This window comes from Streptomyces sp. NPDC047028, assembly GCF_040644095.1.
GTDB lineage: Bacteria > Actinomycetota > Actinomycetes > Streptomycetales > Streptomycetaceae > Streptomyces.
The window spans coordinates 72,452-87,865 of record NZ_JBEYVS010000004.1 but is presented as its reverse complement, the minus strand read 5'-3'; the positions used below and the strand labels follow the sequence as shown (position 1 = coordinate 87,865).

Annotated in this window: 18 protein-coding genes and 2 tRNA genes; 10 read left to right on the top strand and 10 right to left on the bottom strand. The window is 71.2% G+C overall.

Features of this window, described 5'->3' with window-relative positions:
• From ABZ854_RS05370 to ABZ854_RS05350, 5 genes are all read left to right on the top strand, one after another.
• Positions 1 to 501 (top strand): hypothetical protein, encoded by a 501-nt coding sequence (locus tag ABZ854_RS05370; RefSeq protein WP_361204574.1) that lies wholly within the window; start codon positions 1 to 3, stop codon positions 499 to 501.
• Between the two features lie 66 nt (positions 502 to 567).
• Positions 568 to 819 carry a hypothetical protein gene (locus ABZ854_RS05365; RefSeq protein ID WP_361204571.1) on the top strand — a complete coding sequence of 84 codons (252 nt, stop codon included), beginning with the start codon at positions 568 to 570 and terminating at the stop codon, positions 817 to 819.
• A complete protein-coding gene (locus ABZ854_RS05360; protein ID WP_361204568.1) occupies positions 819 to 1,814 on the top strand; it encodes a hypothetical protein in 996 nt (331 codons plus the stop codon). Before ABZ854_RS05365 ends, ABZ854_RS05360 begins: the two co-directional genes overlap by 1 nt.
• A gap of 3 nt (positions 1,815 to 1,817) precedes the next feature.
• Entirely contained in the window at positions 1,818 to 2,003 is a 186-nt protein-coding gene (locus tag ABZ854_RS05355; RefSeq protein WP_361204565.1) for a hypothetical protein, read from the top strand.
• On the top strand, positions 2,000 to 2,260 hold the full coding sequence (locus ABZ854_RS05350) for a hypothetical protein (protein WP_361204562.1): 261 nt from the start codon (positions 2,000 to 2,002) through the stop codon (positions 2,258 to 2,260). Before ABZ854_RS05355 ends, ABZ854_RS05350 begins: the two co-directional genes overlap by 4 nt.
• A 55-nt stretch (positions 2,261 to 2,315) precedes the next feature.
• Here ABZ854_RS05350 and ABZ854_RS05345 read toward each other — a convergent pair whose 3' ends face one another.
• The gene (locus ABZ854_RS05345) at positions 2,316 to 3,167 is read right to left on the bottom strand and encodes a helix-turn-helix transcriptional regulator (protein WP_361204559.1); all 852 of its coding nucleotides are present in this window, start codon (positions 3,165 to 3,167) and stop codon (positions 2,316 to 2,318) included.
• 12 nt (positions 3,168 to 3,179) lie between these two features.
• Positions 3,180 to 3,926, bottom strand: coding sequence for a DUF6879 family protein (locus tag ABZ854_RS05340; protein ID WP_361204557.1), 747 nt, complete (start codon positions 3,924 to 3,926; stop codon positions 3,180 to 3,182).
• Positions 3,927 to 4,094: 168 nt separating this feature from the next.
• Here ABZ854_RS05340 and ABZ854_RS05335 point away from each other — a divergent pair, with 168 nt between their 5' ends.
• Entirely contained in the window at positions 4,095 to 4,307 is a 213-nt protein-coding gene (locus tag ABZ854_RS05335; protein ID WP_361204554.1) for a hypothetical protein, read from the top strand.
• Positions 4,304 to 4,687: a hypothetical protein gene (locus ABZ854_RS05330; protein ID WP_361204551.1), complete on the top strand. Its 384-nt coding sequence runs from the start codon at positions 4,304 to 4,306 to the stop codon at positions 4,685 to 4,687. Before ABZ854_RS05335 ends, ABZ854_RS05330 begins: the two co-directional genes overlap by 4 nt.
• 127 nt (positions 4,688 to 4,814) lie before the next feature.
• On the opposite strand, the gene ABZ854_RS05325 is transcribed toward ABZ854_RS05330, so the two are convergent.
• Positions 4,815 to 5,051 (bottom strand): helix-turn-helix transcriptional regulator, encoded by a 237-nt coding sequence (locus ABZ854_RS05325; RefSeq protein ID WP_361204548.1) that lies wholly within the window; start codon positions 5,049 to 5,051, stop codon positions 4,815 to 4,817.
• A 564-nt stretch (positions 5,052 to 5,615) separates the two neighbouring features.
• A tRNA-Ala gene (locus tag ABZ854_RS05320) sits at positions 5,616 to 5,688 on the bottom strand.
• Positions 5,689 to 5,870: 182 nt separating this feature from the next.
• On the opposite strand from ABZ854_RS05320, the gene ABZ854_RS05315 reads away from it, so the two are divergent.
• Positions 5,871 to 6,419: a DNA-binding protein gene (locus tag ABZ854_RS05315; protein WP_361204546.1), complete on the top strand. Its 549-nt coding sequence runs from the start codon at positions 5,871 to 5,873 to the stop codon at positions 6,417 to 6,419.
• Between the two features lie 288 nt (positions 6,420 to 6,707).
• Positions 6,708 to 8,246: a serine/threonine-protein kinase gene (locus ABZ854_RS05310; protein WP_361204543.1), complete on the top strand. Its 1,539-nt coding sequence runs from the start codon at positions 6,708 to 6,710 to the stop codon at positions 8,244 to 8,246.
• Here ABZ854_RS05310 and ABZ854_RS05305 read toward each other — a convergent pair.
• Together ABZ854_RS05305 and ABZ854_RS05300 are read right to left on the bottom strand one after the other, a co-directional pair.
• Entirely contained in the window at positions 8,210 to 9,616 is a 1,407-nt protein-coding gene (locus tag ABZ854_RS05305) for a hypothetical protein (protein WP_361204540.1), read from the bottom strand. The two genes, ABZ854_RS05310 and ABZ854_RS05305, sit on opposite strands and share 37 nt — an antisense overlap.
• 205 nt (positions 9,617 to 9,821) lie before the next feature.
• Positions 9,822 to 9,950, bottom strand: coding sequence for a DLW-39 family protein (locus tag ABZ854_RS05300; RefSeq protein ID WP_003999697.1), 129 nt, complete (start codon positions 9,948 to 9,950; stop codon positions 9,822 to 9,824).
• A 347-nt stretch (positions 9,951 to 10,297) separates the two neighbouring features.
• Here ABZ854_RS05300 and ABZ854_RS05295 point away from each other — a divergent pair, with 347 nt between their 5' ends.
• A complete protein-coding gene (locus ABZ854_RS05295) occupies positions 10,298 to 10,624 on the top strand; it encodes a DUF6344 domain-containing protein (RefSeq protein ID WP_361204537.1) in 327 nt (108 codons plus the stop codon).
• A 159-nt stretch (positions 10,625 to 10,783) separates the two neighbouring features.
• On the opposite strand, the gene ABZ854_RS05290 is transcribed toward ABZ854_RS05295, so the two are convergent.
• From ABZ854_RS05290 to gyrA, 4 genes are all read right to left on the bottom strand, one after another.
• Positions 10,784 to 11,110 (bottom strand): hypothetical protein, encoded by a 327-nt coding sequence (locus ABZ854_RS05290; RefSeq protein WP_361204534.1) that lies wholly within the window; start codon positions 11,108 to 11,110, stop codon positions 10,784 to 10,786.
• Between the two features lie 534 nt (positions 11,111 to 11,644).
• A tRNA-Ile gene (locus ABZ854_RS05285) sits at positions 11,645 to 11,721 on the bottom strand.
• Positions 11,722 to 11,906: 185 nt separating this feature from the next.
• Positions 11,907 to 12,773: a DUF3566 domain-containing protein gene (locus tag ABZ854_RS05280; protein ID WP_361204531.1), complete on the bottom strand. Its 867-nt coding sequence runs from the start codon at positions 12,771 to 12,773 to the stop codon at positions 11,907 to 11,909.
• Positions 12,774 to 12,790: 17 nt separating this feature from the next.
• The gene (gene gyrA / locus ABZ854_RS05275; RefSeq protein ID WP_361204528.1) at positions 12,791 to 15,385 is read right to left on the bottom strand and encodes a DNA gyrase subunit A; all 2,595 of its coding nucleotides are present in this window, start codon (positions 15,383 to 15,385) and stop codon (positions 12,791 to 12,793) included.
• Positions 15,386 to 15,414: the final 29 nt, after the last annotated feature.

The following is a 15,414-nucleotide window of genomic DNA, read 5'->3' as shown; positions in this document are numbered from 1 at the left end:
GTGACCTATGAACCGTGGCAGCCCGGGATGCGCATCACGGCCGGGCGGCTCGCGTCGATCTCGGCGACCTGGCAGACGTGGACGCCAGACTGGACCACGACGACGGGCGCGCACTCGCCGTCGTACGGGAACGCGACGATCGCCTGCGACTACTGCCAGACCGGCAACCTGGTGGTCTGTAGCTTCGACATCGCGTTCGGGTCGACGACCAGTTTCGGCGGCGGAGGCGGATCGGACAACTTCGCGTTCGGTTTGCCGGTGGCGTGCGCGGCCTCGTCTGGGGACACTCTCGGCTTCATCACGATGCGCCAGTCCGACAGCGCCCAGCTGATCGGCCGGGTCCAGTACAACCCCACCGACACGATCCGGATCAGCGTCGACTCCGGCCGAGTCGACGCGACGGCCGTCTCGAACGCCGGACTGATCGACGCCGTGTCCCCGTGGACCTGGGCGTCGGGGAACGCCTTGCACGGTCTGTTCCAGTACCGCGCCGCCTCCTGATCCGGTGGCCCGTCCCCGTTTGCCCCGCGCCGTCCGGCCCGGGGCTCTTCTACGTCTGGAGGCCTCATGCCTGAGCCCACGCCGTCCGTCGGGCGGATCGTCCAGTACCAGCTGGCCGAGCACACGGGCTTCGTCGGCCACGTCGGGAACCACTCGGCCGCCGGCGACGTGTACCCCGCGGTCATCGTGCGGGTGTGGGGTGAGAGCACCATCACCTGCAACTTGCAGGTGCTGCTGGACGGCACGGACACGTACTGGGCGACCTCCCGCGCGGAGGGCACCGAGGCCGGCACCTGGGCCTGGCCGGAGCGTGTCTGATGAGCACAGGACCGCAGAAGTACCCGGGGGCTTCCACCTCGTCCTGGTGGCAGTCGAAGTGGGGCGGCGACCTCATGGAGGTCAACGTCTTGGTGCTGCACACCACCGAGGGCATCGGGCTGACGGACTACGACGGCGGCAGCATGGCCCCGAACCTCACCGCCGTCGCCGACTGCAAGGCGCAGCGGCTGCGCTGGTACCAGCACTTCGACATCGACCGTTCCTCCCGCGCCCTGCAGAACCTGTCCGGCGGGGTGGAGACGAACACCCTGAACGTGGTGCAAGTCGAACTTGAGGGCACCTGCGACTACGCGCACCGCGCGAAGTGGGGCAGCAAGGTCGCAGGCCGGGACTACATCTACTGGGGCGACCCACCGGACTGGGCACTCCAGGACCTGGCGGACTTCGTGCGCTGGCTCCACGCGAACCACAACGTGCCGCTGTCCGGCCCGTCGGAGTGGCTGACGTACGGCCCGGACTCGCGGCGCCCCGGCGTCACCCCGGCCTCGTACGGGGCGAGCCCGGCCCGCATGACCTTCAACGAGTGGAACGGCTTCCACGGCATCTGCGGGCACGAGCACGTCCCCGAGAACGACCACGGCGACCCCGGCAGCCTGCCGTTCGCCAAGCTCATCGCCCTCGCCAAGGGGGCCCAGCCGTCCGAGGAGGACGACATGCCGTCAGCCAGTGACGTGTGGGGTGCAGACGAGATCCCGGCTTCCGCCCCGCCGTACAACAACAGCGACTGGGACAAGAACAAGAAGTGGACCGCCCGCTATGCCCTCGGCTCCGCGGTGCTCACCGGCCGGAAGAACGGGGCGAAGCTCGACGCGCTCGCCGCCCAGGTCGGCGCGCAGGCCGCGACGATCGACAAGCTCGTCGACGCGATCGGCTCCGGCGGCGGCCTGACGGCGGCGGAGGTCAAGTCCGCGGCGGAGGCCGGCGCTCAGGCCGCGCTGGACCGGCTCGGCGACGCGCTCACCAAGGAGGCCTGACCCGTGAAGATCTCCAGCGTGTGGAAGGCCGTGATCTCCGGCGCGGCCGCCGGGATCGCCTCGGCGGCGACCGCTGTGCAGGATGGCCGGCTGACCGCGGCCGAGGACGTCACCATCGTGCTCGCTGTCCTCGGCGCCTACGGCATCACCTGGCGGGTGCCGAACCGTGCACCGTCGGAGGGCGCATGACGACCCCAGACCCGGGTGTGTACATCAGCCCGGCGCAGATGTACCAGGAGGTGAGGGGACTGGCGCAGGCGGTCGGCCGGATCGAGACGAAGATCGACGGAATCCTCAACGAGACCAAGGACATCCGCACCGACGTCGCCGACCACGAGTCCCGGCTCCGCACCCTCGAACGTGCCCGCTGGCCCTTGCCCACGATCGGTGTCCTCGCCGGACTGGCCGGTGCAGCAACCGGTGCCGCGGCACTGTTCCTCCACTGAAACCAGGCCCCCTCTCGCCTTCGGGCGGGAGGGGGCCGTTTCGTCGTGTCCGGGCTCACCGCGGGGGGAGGGCGCGCCGGGCCCGGTTGATCACGGCCTGCGCGTCCGCGCCGTAGACCGCGGACTCCCGCAATGTATTCCACACCCGCAGATAGACCGCGACGGAGTCGGCGTCGTCCAGCCACAGCTCAGCGTGCCAGTCCTCGGCGATCACGAGGCACTCGTCCAGCACCCAGAACCCGTTCGCGGTAGGCACCTTCAGCGAGGCCGACAGAGGAATGACGCCCAGCTCGACGGTGTCCATGCCGACGATGCCCGTCAACCGGTCAAGCTGGGCAGCCAGGACAGACGGCGGACACACGAGGGCGTGCAGCGCGGCCTCCCATATCAGCGCATGGAACCGGCGACCCGACTCGTACAGCCACTCCTGTCGCCGTATCCGGGCCCGGACAGCGTCGTCCGTGTCGCGTGTCGTGCCTTGCAGGTCGGCGTACCTGAGGAAGATGTGCCGCGCGTAGTCGGCGGTCTGGAGCATGCCGGGGACGACGGCCTCTTCCCACGCCCGGATGGTGGTGGCCTTGGACACCTCGAGATTCCAGGCGTCCTGGACGGGCCGGTGCCCGGCAGCCAGCTGCCGGCGCCACGAGCGGATGTGGGACTCGAAGCCCTTGAGCCGGGCGTCCAGTTCATCGAAGGTGCGAGGCTGGCCGACGCCCTCGGACCAGGCGCGCAAGTCGTCGCTCGTGGCGGTCTGCTGGCCGTTCTCCAGCTTGTACACCTTCGAGTGAGCCCAGCCGATCCGCTGGGCGAGCTGAGGACCGGTGAGCCGCCCGCCAGGGGCTGACAGGCGCAACTCCCGAAGACGCACCCCGAGGGCTTCCCTCGCCTGCTGGAAGTCTGTGCTCACCGGCCCCCCGGGTCAGTCGTGCAGCTGCGCCGCGAACTCGTCGTACGGTACGGACCCGTGCACGGCAGCGTCCCGCACCTGGCAGTACCGCAGGACGACGGCGGGCTCCGTGATGATCTCCAGGTCGCCGAGGACGTCCTCGTGATCGAAGTGGAGCACGACGACCAGGCGGCTGTCGAACAGCCAGAAGTCCTCGTCCGGCAGGTGCAACCGTTGTGCGTCCTCGCGCCAGAGGTTGCGTACGTCCTCGCCGGTAGCCGCGTTGCAGGCCGCGTAGCTGAGGAGGAACTGCTGACCCTCGGCCGGCGGGTTGTCGACGATGCGGACCCTGCCGACGTACTTGCCGGCGCTCGTCTGCCGGCGGATGTTCGCGCACCAACTGCTGCCGAGGTCCATGGGCGCTGTGCCGGTGCGGAGGAACTCCGCGTATCCCAGGTCCTCACGGTCGGAGGCGTAGCCGCGCCTGGTCTCCAGGTGCCAGGCGGAATACTCGAACGTCTCGAAGAGCCGCGCGAACTCGTCCGGCCCGATCAGCTTGGCCACACGCTCCATCTCCTTCGGGCCGTGGTTCACGAGCAGCTCGCGCGGCACCACCACGGCAGCGTCGCCGGGCCCGAAGTGCTGGAGCTGGGACAGGTCATCCGGGTCCGTGAGCGGCTTGCCCTGGACGATGACCTCGCGGGTGTCGAGGTCCTCGTGGATCGCCGGGCATGCGCCGTTCTTGCTGTCCGTGCCGTTGAACCGCAGTCGTCGTGCCATGTCGCCTCCCTCGGGTGGTTGGGGCACCAGCATCACGGTGAGCCAGCGGGCTCCTCTACAGGGTGACGGCGACGGCCTGAGACCACAGGAGAACATTCGGCCACTCTGCGCGAACATTCGAGAACATCACGTAGGCGACCGGGTCAGGCGGTCCGTAGCGTCCGAGCCATGGCCTCCAAACCCGCACCCCCCGTCGTCGATCCCTTCGTCGCCGTCGAGCGCCTGCGTACGGCACTCGACCAGGCCGGCATCGTCCTCCCGTCCCTCGCGGTCGACGTGGCATCCCCGAGCCTCCGCCTAGTCGACTTGGGCCGGGTCCGATCGGACATCGCACTCCGCCTGGCCGACGCCCTCCAGCAGCGAGCCGAGACCCCGGCATGACCGCCGTAGCGCTGGACCTTCCGGCCGAGGTCGTAGACGTGCTGGCCGCGAGACTCCCGCAGCTGGACGGGCTCGCCGTCGACCGGACGCGGGGACGGGACTGCGTCTGGTGCGGCACCCCCCTGAACGCGGAGACGGCCGTCGACCTCGGCGAGCGCACCAGCCCGCTCCACGGCAGCAGCTCCATCTGCGGCATGCGTTGGTTCCCCCGTGCCTGCCACGCCTGCACGGCCCGCTATGCCCGCCGCGCGCTCCTGGACCACAGCACTACCTGCACTCTGTGCACGACGGAAGACACGGCCGCGGGCTGCGCCGTCGGCCGCGGCCTGTATCGGCTGCAGAGGATGTGCCGGCGGGCCCGCGCGGAGCCGGCCACGTAGGCGCCGTCCCTGGCCCGCGACGATGGGGTCATGAACGGGCAGGGTCTCCAGCGGTCCCCGACGGCGAACTTGGGGTGCTGCCTGGAGTCGGCCGCCGCTCGGAATCTACGGCGCCGGGCGGCGGCCATCACCGGACGAGATCGAGCCGTACGCCGATCACCCGGCAGATACGCAGCAGGACATCCAGGGTCGGATTGGCGTCGCCGGACTCGATGGCCTGGTAGTGACTCCGGTTCAGCGGCACCGCCAGGAACACCTGCTCCTGGGTGAGGTTGCGGTGGAGCCGCTCGTCGCGGAGGCGCCGGCCGATGCGGCGGCGTTCTTCGAGCTTCCAGGCATCGGCGTCGGGCGAGTCGTGCGGCATCCGTCAAACGCTGTGACCTGCGTCATCCGTTGTCAGCCTGCCACCAGAAGGCTTTTTGTGATCAAGGCGCTTCGGATGAAATGGTGCGAGTACCTGACCGTTGCACAGGGCAAATGACGGGGGTCGGCCCCTACGGCCACCCCCCGCACAGGCGCCCGCGCGCGTGCGCGGGCGGGATGGCGGCCCGGCGTACCTCTGTCCGCCGGGCCCCGCCGTCCTCGCTCTGACACGGTCAGAGCAAGCCGCCCCACCCCCTGTCCGGGGTGGGGCGGTCTACGTTTGTACGCACGGCCCCCGCCGATCTCCTCGGCGGGGGCCGCCGCCCGCGGGCCGGATCTCCCCATCCGACATCCCGCAGGTGACGACGAGCCTCTGTCTGGCGCACGTGGGGAGCCGCGCCGTCCTCGTCTCTCGCTAGGCACTCTAATCAAGCGCTCAACGTTTTGTTCAAGTGCCCGGGATCGCGGACACCAAACCGTGATCGTTTGGCGATGTGGACCCTATGCGGACTCTGGGCACCAGAACGCCCCCCGAGACGGATCTCGGAGGGCGTCTGACCTGCAGTGGAGCCTAGGGGAGTCGAACCCCTGACATCTGCCATGCAAAGACAGCGCTCTACCAACTGAGCTAAGGCCCCGTGAGGGAAGCACCGGCCGAACGAACCGCGTACCGGCGGGTGCCGCAGACCAGAATACCGGGTCACCCCCCGTGGCTGGCAAAAAGATTGGGGCTCCCCGCGAATGACCACGCTCCGTAAGATGCTCGACGTGGTTCGCTACAGCGAACCGCGGTTTTCAGGGGAAGCGATGGGGAGACGCAATGGACGCCGCACAGCAGGAAGCCACCGCGAGAGCGCGGGAGCTGCAGCGGAACTGGTACGGGGAGCCGTTGGGGGCGCTCTTCCGTAAGCTGATCGACGATCTCGGGCTCAACCAGGCCCGGCTCGCGGCAGTCCTGGGACTGTCCGCGCCGATGCTCTCGCAGTTGATGAGCGGTCAGCGCGCCAAGATCGGCAATCCCGCCGTGGTCCAGCGGGTGCAGCTGCTGCAGGAGCTGGCGGCACAGGCCGCGGACGGCAGCGTCAGTGCGGCCGAGGCGACGGAGCGCATGGACGAGATCAAGAAGTCGCAGGGGGGCTCGGTGCTCAGCAACACCACGCAGACGACGAGCAGTTCGGGGGCCCCGACGGTCAAGCGGGTGGTGCGCGAGATCCAGTCGCTCCTGCGCTCGGTGGCCGCCGCCGGTGACATCATCGAGGCCGCCGACACCCTCGCCGGGAGCCAGCCCGAACTGGCGGAGTTCCTCCGGGTCTACGGCGCCGGCCGCACGTCCGACGCGGTCGCGCACTACCAGTCCCACCAGAACTGAGCGCACGGCCCGGCACACCGGAAGGGGGTCCGGGAGCCGGGCCGGAGCCGGGGTTCGAGCGGGGGGCCGACGGGGAGGCAGGACCGGCATCGGGGGAGCCGGGACGGAGGACCGGGACACGGGGGGCCGGGACACGGGAGAGTTTCCGATGTCGCAGAGCGGTCAGGTCCCGCCGGTCCCGCGGCCCAGGACGGTTGGGCGGCCTGAGCCGGCACGCGCCGCCCGCGTCGCATGCCGGCGGGGGCGAGGGGGTAGCGGGGGACCGAGGGGGAGGAGCGACGGACTGCCATGGGTGAGGTGTTCGCCGGCCGGTACGAGCTGGCCGACCCGATCGGGCGCGGCGGGGTGGGCGCCGTCTGGCGTGCCTGGGACCACCGCAGGCGCCGCTATGTGGCCGCCAAGGTGCTCCAGCAGCGGGACGCCCACACACTGCTCCGCTTCGTCCGGGAGCAGGCGCTGCGCATCGACCACCCGCACGTGCTCGCCCCGGCCAGCTGGGCCGCGGACGACGACCAGGTGCTGTTCACCATGGACCTGGTCGCCGGCGGCTGCCTCGTCCACCTCGTCGGCGACTACGGCTCCCTTCCGCCGGCGTTCGTGTGCACCCTGCTCGACCAACTCCTGTCCGGGCTCGCCGCGGTGCACGCGGAAGGCGTCGTCCACCGCGACATCAAGCCCGCGAACCTGCTGCTGGAGGCCACCGGCACCGGCCGGCCGCGGCTGCGGCTGTCCGACTTCGGCATCGCCATGCGGCTCGGCGAGCCCCGCCTGACCGAGACCAACCTCGTGGTGGGCACGCCGGGTTATCTAGCACCCGAGCAACTGCTGGGCGCCGAACCGGACTTCCCCGCCGACCTGTTCGCCGTAGGGCTGGTCGCCCTGTATCTCCTGGAGGGCGCCAAGCCGGACGCCAAGGCCCTCGTGGACTACTTCGTCGACAACGGGACACCGGGGCCGCCCACGGGCATTCCGGAGCCCCTCTGGCAGGTCGTCGCGACCCTCCTCCAGCCCGATCCGGAGGCCCGCTTCCGCACGGCCACGGGGGCGCGCAAGGCGCTCGCCACGGCCCGGGAACTCCTGCCCGAGCCGGGCCCGGACGACGAGTTGATCGAGATCTTCGACCAACTCGGCCCGCTGCCGTCCGGGTTCGCACCGGACGGGCCGCTCAAGGCGGCGTCCGGGGTGGCCCCCGAGCTGCGGCGCCCGAGCCGGCCGACCGGCACCGACGCCACACCCCCCACGGGCGCCACGCCGCCCACCGACCCCCGCCTCACCACCGGGCACGGTACGGCGCCCCCGCTGCCGGCCATGTCGGACACCGGCAGCTTCCCCCTCCCGCCGCCCCAGCCTGCGACGCCTCCGGAGCCCACCCCACGGCCGTACATCTCACAGCCGTACGCCCCGCCGCCGGGGCAGGACCGCACGGGCCACCCGGCCGGTGCGGTCGCCGATCCCTCCCCCGCGGTCGCACCCCACGAGCGGACGGACCCAACCCACCGGAATCCCTCCAGCCGGCCCGACTCCCCCTGGTCCGGGACCTCCTGGCCGCCCCACCCGCCCACAGCGACGCCACCGCCGCACCCGCGCCCCCACGTCGACACCTCCACGGCGTCGTACACCGCTCACGATCCACAGAACGGGAGCCCGGCACAGCCGGCGGCCGCCGAGGCCCCTTCGGCGCCCCGCACGCACCGCGCCCACGGCCGTGCACGGGCGCGGCGCAGCACGGGCCGCCGCCCCGGTCCCCCGGCCAAGGCGGCGATACCGATCCTGCTCCTTGCGCTCGCCTGCTACGCCGTCGGCTTCTGGGCGCTCGCCCGCGGCTGAGCCCGCCGGGCCACGACCGTCCACACACCCAGCACCAGCAGCAGGGCGGTCCCCGCGCCGATCCCGCAGGCGGCGACCACCTTCATCGCGGGGTCACCGCCGCCCCCGCTACCGCCGGTGCCGCCCGCGCCGCCGGGCTCCGCCGCGAGACGGTCCCCCGGCGTGACCGTGAAGACGCCGGCCGGCACCGGCTTGCCGGCGTAGCCGGGCCCGTCGTGCGCCCGCCCGTCGACCCGGACCCGGAGCGTCACCGTGAGGGGTCCCGCCCCGAAGGTGTCGCTCATCCGCGTGCTCAGGTGCAGGACCAGGTAGTAGTCGCCGGCGAAGCGGACGGAGCTGACGCCGCTGACTGGGGCGTACCGGTTGGCGTACTCCACGGGCGGCGCTGGATCGAGGGCGGTGGTCTTCGCGGTGCCGGTGTAGCCGAGGGCCGCGTTGTCGACGGACCCGCGCACGGGGTTGTAGAGCGCGAGGTTCAGCGCGCCGCCGACATAGCCGTGGCCGCCGGAGGAGCCGCCCAGTTCGGCGGTGGCCGCCAGTTGCTGCCCCCAGTCGGCCGGCACCTTGTAGAAGAGGGTCTCGCCGGGGGTGATGCGGGTCTGCCAGACTCCGGGCCCGAGCGGGCGGGCGAAGGCGAACCCGGTACCGCCCGACCGCCACCGGGCCTGACCGGTGACGGGCTCGGGCGAGGCCGAGTTCCAGCCCCCCGGCGCACTGGTCGCCCCGGCCTTCGCCAGGGCCGGTTCCGTGACGGGCGCGATCTCCAGACCCCAGCGCCGCACGGGGCCCGTCGTATCACCGGACGCCCCGGGCCCGCCGGACGCCCCGGGCCTCCCGGACGCTTCGGCGCCCGTGCCGCCGGAGTCCAGCCGCTCGACGAGCACGTAGTACGTCCCGGCCCCCTGGCACACCGCCTTGCCGGCCTGGCGCTGCCCGACGGCCGTGACGGGCCGGGGGCTGAGTCCGGCGCCGAACTGCTCGGAGGCGTAGGAGCAGGAGCCGCCGTGCGCGTCCTTGACCGAGACGCGGATGCCGTCGGTGGCCGCCACGGTGGCGCCGGCCGGGGGTACGGCGGTGACGGGGACGTACGCCGTGGTGCCGGCGTGCAGTTCGAGGCGGTAGTAGAGCCTGCCGCCGGGCGGGATGGAGCCGCGGTAGGTCCGGCCGGGCTCCAGCAGCGGGGCGCCGGCGGTGCCGGTGGCGCCCCCCACGACCAGGTCGCCGGGGGTGAAGCCGTACGACAGTCCGCCGGCGGCCGTCGCCGTGGGCCCGCCGGGCAGCGCGGCCAGTGCACCCAGCACGAGCGCGACGACCGCCGTACGACGCCCCGCCCGGGTGCCGGCCGCACACCACCGCGCAGCCGCGGGCAACCGATCACGCCACCCCCGCACGCGCCACACCCCCTGCTGCTCCAGATGCCTTCGTGTCCTCGGCGGCCACCCGCCGGACCGTGGCCATCCTGCCCCTAACGCACCCCGGTCATCCCCGCAATCCGCGCGGCCGCCGGGCGGCACACAAAACCCCGGCCGCGCGGGCGGCCGGGGTCTGTTCAGATTCTGGTGTCGGTACCGGTACTCACGAACCCGTGGGCACGGAGTCAGTCGCCTCCGTCCACAGGTCCTGCTCGGCGCGATCCGCCTGGATCTGGCGGTACACGAGGAGCCCGCCGATGGCGGCCAGTGCGACCAGGAGCAGCTTCTTCACCGCGCGACCTCGTCTTTCCTTGACGTAGGGGACCTCTGGCGCCCGACTATACACACCGACCGATACCGATCGGTGACCTGCGTCCGCCCCTCAACTCCCGCTCACCACCGAGCGATACGGCGGGACGGAGCCGTTCTGATCTGAGGGTGATCACACCCTCACGGACGGTCACTTTGCCCTTCTTCGCCGCACCTCGCCGGTTTGATGAGGTTTCCGCCCTTCTTGCGCCCATCCGAGTGGTGTTCATCTGAACATCGCCGCGCCACGAGCCGAGGTCCACCACTTCCCGGCCCACATACACATCATGAGGAAAGTACGCAAATCGCCTGACCCGAAAGTGAGGGGCCATGACCCAGAACAAGGTCATGAAGCTGTGGACCGCCATCGTCACCGCCTTCCTCGCGCTGTGCACGGCGCTGGGACTCGTCACCGCCACCACCGCGGCGGCCACGCCCCAGAACTCCAGCCCGGTCGAGAACACCGCGCAGCGGACGATCCCGCCGATCCCGGCGGCCCACCAGTGGACCTGGTCACCTCACGCCAGCGCCCTGCCCCCCACGATGAAGCAGCGCATCCGGGCCGAGGCCCACGGCAAGTCCCCCAGCTGCCGCCACCGCTCCCTCCCCGACACGGCCGACCTCCTGGACGAAGTCCTGGCCCCTCTCGACTGCTGAGCCAGTCACCCCCCGTACCGCGGACGTATCGACCAGACGGCGACTTGCGTACGCACCAGTCGACACGGAAGACCCCCGGCGCCAGCTCAGGCCCGGGGGTCTCGCGCTGTCCGGGGCGACCTCAGCCCCTTCTCACGAATTCGTACCGACTCCTTGATCTCACGGCTCGACCGCTTCCCTGTCCCCCGCATCGGCCAGCAGCCGGTCCACCAGGGCTCGGCCCCGCTCCCCCTTCAGGTCGTCGCCGCCGCAGGAAAGCTTCGGCCAGTACGCGCACCCGTCGATCCAGGGGACGCCCAGCGGCGACTCGTCCGTACGGCCACGGACCTCCAGCTCGCCCACGGGTTCCACCGGCAGATCGGCCGACAGCCCGCGTCGACCCGCGAACCGGGGCTGGGGCAGCGGCAGGGGCCAGAGCTCCAGTACCGCCTCGGGCCCGACGTGGTCGCTCCCGCCGGCCGGGAACAGCAACCAGCAGGGCGGCACCGCCCCACGGCGGGTCGTACAGCAGGGCGTACCGCTTGGACACGGGGCCGGGCGCGCAGGCCGCGGCGGCCAGGGCTCTGGCCCTGGCGCCCCCACCCCCGAGCAGGCGGGAGCCCCCGTAGAGCGCCAGGCCCACCGAGACCAGGAGCACGAACAGGGCCTGCGGCACCAGCGAGGAATCCCCGACCAGCACGAAGATCACCAGGACGAGAACCGCATAGATCGCCGCCGGGACGAGGGCGGACAGACCTGAGATCCGCCGCAACGTCGGCACCCGCCACCACGGCGCCGTCCGGGCGTCCGCCTCCCGGCGGCCCCGCGCCCTTCGGCCTGGGCAGCGCGGCCTGGCGCCGCGCCTCGGCCGCCAGCACCTCGTAGGTGAGCGCACCCGACCCGGCCCCCAGGCCGTCCCCACCGTCGTACGCCATCAGTCCCCCCTTCGCACAAGTTGCGACAGGGCCCACGGTGGTTGACGGCCTCGGACGGCGTCGAACGGCAAAAGACCCCCGGACCGAGATCCGGGGGTCTTTTCGCTGGTGGGGCTAACAGGATTTGAACCTGTGGCCTCATCCTTATCAGGGATGCGCTCTAACCAACTGAGCTATAGCCCCGCCGCGCTCTGCGGGGGTTGTCCCGCGCGCTGACTCCTGAAGATTAGCGCACGACCGGGGAAGTCCCAAAATCGGTTGTCGGGGGACCGTCAGGGCACGTGGCGGGGGGTGCGGGGGCCGGATTTCGCCGGCCCCGCCACTCGTCCTCGGCAAGGGCCCGCTACTCGTCCTCGGCGAGGCTCCCGCTACTCGTCCTCCGCGAGGGTCAGCTCGACGCCGCCCACGAAGCCCGCGGAGAGGTTGTAGATGAACGCGCCGAGGGTCGCCAGCGCGGTGGCGAGGACGACGTCGATGACCGCGATGATCGCCGTGAACATCAGGACGTGCGGCAGCGACAGGAACGACTGGAGGTCGAAGCCGTTCGACTCGTTGGAGCCGGTCGCCTCCGAGATCGTGCCGCCGACCGTGGCGAACACGCCCATCGCGTCCATGACCATCCACAGCACCGCCGACGCGACGATCGTGCAGATGCCCAGCGCGATGGAGAGCAGGAAGCTGACCTTCATCACCGACCACGGGTCGGCCTTGGCGACGCGCAGCCGCGCCTTGCGGGTGCGGGGCGTGGTGCGCGCGCCGGTGCGGGGGCGCCGTACCCCGGCGGCACCGCCCGTGCTCCCGGCGACGCCCGCGGTGCCGGCGACGCCCTGGGCCGGGTAGGCCTGCGGCGGGTGGTAGGGGCCGGCCGGCTGCTGCGGGCCGCGCTCGCCGGGCAGCGGGGAGGACGACTGCGTTCCGCCCGGGGCGGCCGAACCGGCCGCCGTCTGCGGTCCTCGGGTGTCCGTCACAGTTCCCCCCTGGGATCCATGCTTGTCGGAAGAGTCCGGCGAAGAATCGCGCGGGCCGGCCGCGGAGGCCTTCACCGGCTTGAGGTTCGTCGTGTGCGGATCGGGCGCGTTCCGGGCGGCCGCCGCAGAGGCCCCGGCGGAGGCCGCCTGCGCGGCCCCCGCCTTGCCCTTCGCCCGCTTCGCACGCGCGCCGGAGCCACGGCCGCCGCCGTCCGCGTCCGTACCCGTTGAGGTACCGGCCGATCCGGCGCCCGTGGCTCCGCTCACGTGACTCACTCCTCGTGCTACTCGGCCGAGGGCGCCTCACCCTCGTCCGTGCCGGTGCTCGCGGCACCCTCGGCGGTCTCGTCGACGACGTCCTCGCCGTCGACCTCCTCCGCCTCGCGTCCCGCCTCGGCGTTACGTGCGATACCGACCACGGCATCGCGCTTGCCCAGGTTGATCAGCTGGACGCCCATGGTGTCACGGCCCGTCTCCCTGACCCCGCTGACTCGCGTACGAATCACACCGCCGGAGAGGGTGATGGCGAGGATCTCGTCGTGCTCCTCGACCACCAGCGCGCCGACCAGCTCACCGCGGTCCTCCACGATCTTGGCGGCCTTGATGCCGAGGCCGCCGCGACCCTGGACGCGGTACTCGTCGACGCGGGTCCGCTTCGCGTACCCGCCGTCCGTGGCAGTGAACACGAACGTACCCGGTCGCACCACATTCATCGAGAGAAGCTCGTCGCCCTCACGGAAACTCATCCCCTTGACGCCGGAGGTGGCGCGGCCCATCGGGCGCAGGGTCTCGTCCGAGGCGGTGAACCTGATCGACTGCGCCTTCTTGCTGATCAGCAGCAGGTCGTCGGCGGCCGAGACGAGCTCGGCGCCGATCAGTTCGTCGTCGGTGCCGTCCTCCCGCTCACGCAGGTTGATCGCGATGACACCGCCGGAGCGCGGCGAGTCGTAATCCTTCAGGGGCGTCTTCTTGACCAGGCCCGCCTTGGTGCCGAGCACCAGGTACGGCGTCGCCTCGTAGTCGCGGATCGCGAGGATCTGGGCGATCGACTCGTCCGGCTGGAAGGCCAGCAGGTTCGCCACGTGCTGCCCGCGCGCGTCCCGGCCGGCGTCGGGAAGCTCGTACGCCTTCGCCCGGTACACCCGGCCCTTGTTGGTGAAGAACAGCAGCCAGTGGTGCGTGGTGGTGACGAAGAAGTGGTCGACGATGTCGTCTTCCTTCAGCTTCGTGCCGCGCACGCCCTTGCCGCCGCGCTTCTGGGCGCGGTAGTCGTCCGTCTTGGTCCGCTTGACGTAGCCGCCGCGGCTGACGGTGACGACGATGTCCTCTTCGGCGATCAGGTCCTCGATGGACATGTCGCCCTCGTACGGGATCAGCTTGGTCTTGCGGTCGTCGCCGTACTTCTCGACGATCGCGGCCAGCTCCGCGCTGACGATCCCGCGCTGGCGGACCGGCGAGGCGAGGATCTCGTTGTACTCGGTGATCTTCGCCTGGAGCTCGTCGTGCTCCTGGACGATCTTCTGCCGCTCCAGGGCCGCCAGGCGCCGCAGCTGCATCTCCAGGATCGCGTTGGCCTGGATCTCGTCGATCTCCAGCAGGCCCATCAGGCCCGTGCGCGCGACGTCCACGGTGTCACTGCGCCGGATCAGCGCGATGACCTCGTCGATCGCGTCCAGCGCCTTCAGCAGGCCGCGCAGGATGTGCGCCCGCTCCTCGGCCTTGCGCAGGCGGAAGCGCGTACGGCGGACGACGACCTCGATCTGGTGCGTCACCCAGTGCCGGATGAACGCGTCCAGCGACAGGGTGCGCGGCACGCCGTCGACCAGGGCCAGCATGTTGGCGCCGAAGTTCGACTGCAGGTCGGTGTGCTTGTACAGGTTGTTCAGCACGACCTTGGCGACCGCATCCCGCTTCAGGACGATCACCAGGCGCTGGCCGGTGCGGGACGACGTCTCGTCACGGACGTCCGCGATGCCGCCGATCTTGCCGTCCTTCACCAGGTCGGCGATCTTCTGCGCGAGGTTGTCCGGGTTCGTCTGGTACGGCAGCTCCGTGACCACCAGGCACTGGCGGTTCTGGATCTCCTCGACCTCGACCACCGCGCGCATCGTGATCGAGCCGCGCCCGGTGCGGTACGCCTCCTCGATGCCCTTGCGGCCCACCACCAGGGCGCCCGTCGGGAAGTCCGGGCCCTTGATCCGCTCGATCAGCGCGTCCAGCAGCTCCTCGTGCGAGGCGTCCGGGTTCTCCAGGCACCACTGGGCGCCGGCCGCGACCTCGCGCAGGTTGTGCGGCGGGATGTTGGTCGCCATGCCGACCGCGATGCCCGCCGAGCCGTTGATCAGCAGGTTCGGGAAGCGGGACGGCAGGACGGTCGGCTCCTGGGAGCGGCCGTCGTAGTTGTCCGTGAAGTCGACGGTCTCCTCGTCGATGTCGCGGACCATCTCCATCGACAGCGGCGCCATCTTGCACTCGGTGTACCGCATCGCCGCGGCCGGGTCGTTGCCCGGGGAGCCGAAGTTGCCGTTGGAGTCCACCAGCGGCATCCGCATCGACCACGGCTGGGCGAGACGGACCAGGGCGTCGTAGATGGAGGAGTCGCCGTGCGGGTGGTAGTTGCCCATGACGTCGCCGACGACACGGGCGCACTTGTAGAAGCCGCGCTCGGGGCGGTAGCCGCCGTCGTACATGGCGTACAGCACGCGGCGGTGGACGGGCTTGAGACCGTCACGGACGTCGGGCAGCGCACGGGACACGATGACGGACATCGCGTAGTCCAGGTACGAGCGCTGCATCTCCGTCTCGAGCCCGACGGGCTCGATGCGCATCGCGAGTTCGCCGCCCTCTTCGGGCGTCGCGGGAGTGTTCTCGTCGGCCATTGCTGGTGGGGATCCTTCCTGGTGCGGTC

Coding starts and splice junctions, on each gene's coding strand:
- ABZ854_RS05310 (WP_361204543.1), top strand. CDS start 6,708: ATGGGTGAGGTGTTCGCCGGCCGGTACGAGCTGGCCGACCCGATCGGG.
- ABZ854_RS05335 (WP_361204554.1), top strand. CDS start 4,095: ATGGCCTCCAAACCCGCACCCCCCGTCGTCGATCCCTTCGTCGCCGTC.
- ABZ854_RS05330 (WP_361204551.1), top strand. CDS start 4,304: ATGACCGCCGTAGCGCTGGACCTTCCGGCCGAGGTCGTAGACGTGCTG.
- ABZ854_RS05315 (WP_361204546.1), top strand. CDS start 5,871: ATGGACGCCGCACAGCAGGAAGCCACCGCGAGAGCGCGGGAGCTGCAG.
- ABZ854_RS05340 (WP_361204557.1), bottom strand. CDS start 3,926: ATGGCACGACGACTGCGGTTCAACGGCACGGACAGCAAGAACGGCGCA.
- ABZ854_RS05325 (WP_361204548.1), bottom strand. CDS start 5,051: ATGCCGCACGACTCGCCCGACGCCGATGCCTGGAAGCTCGAAGAACGC.
- ABZ854_RS05360 (WP_361204568.1), top strand. CDS start 819: ATGAGCACAGGACCGCAGAAGTACCCGGGGGCTTCCACCTCGTCCTGG.
- gyrA (WP_361204528.1), bottom strand. CDS start 15,385: ATGGCCGACGAGAACACTCCCGCGACGCCCGAAGAGGGCGGCGAACTC.
- ABZ854_RS05350 (WP_361204562.1), top strand. CDS start 2,000: ATGACGACCCCAGACCCGGGTGTGTACATCAGCCCGGCGCAGATGTAC.
- ABZ854_RS05295 (WP_361204537.1), top strand. CDS start 10,298: ATGACCCAGAACAAGGTCATGAAGCTGTGGACCGCCATCGTCACCGCC.
- ABZ854_RS05365 (WP_361204571.1), top strand. CDS start 568: ATGCCTGAGCCCACGCCGTCCGTCGGGCGGATCGTCCAGTACCAGCTG.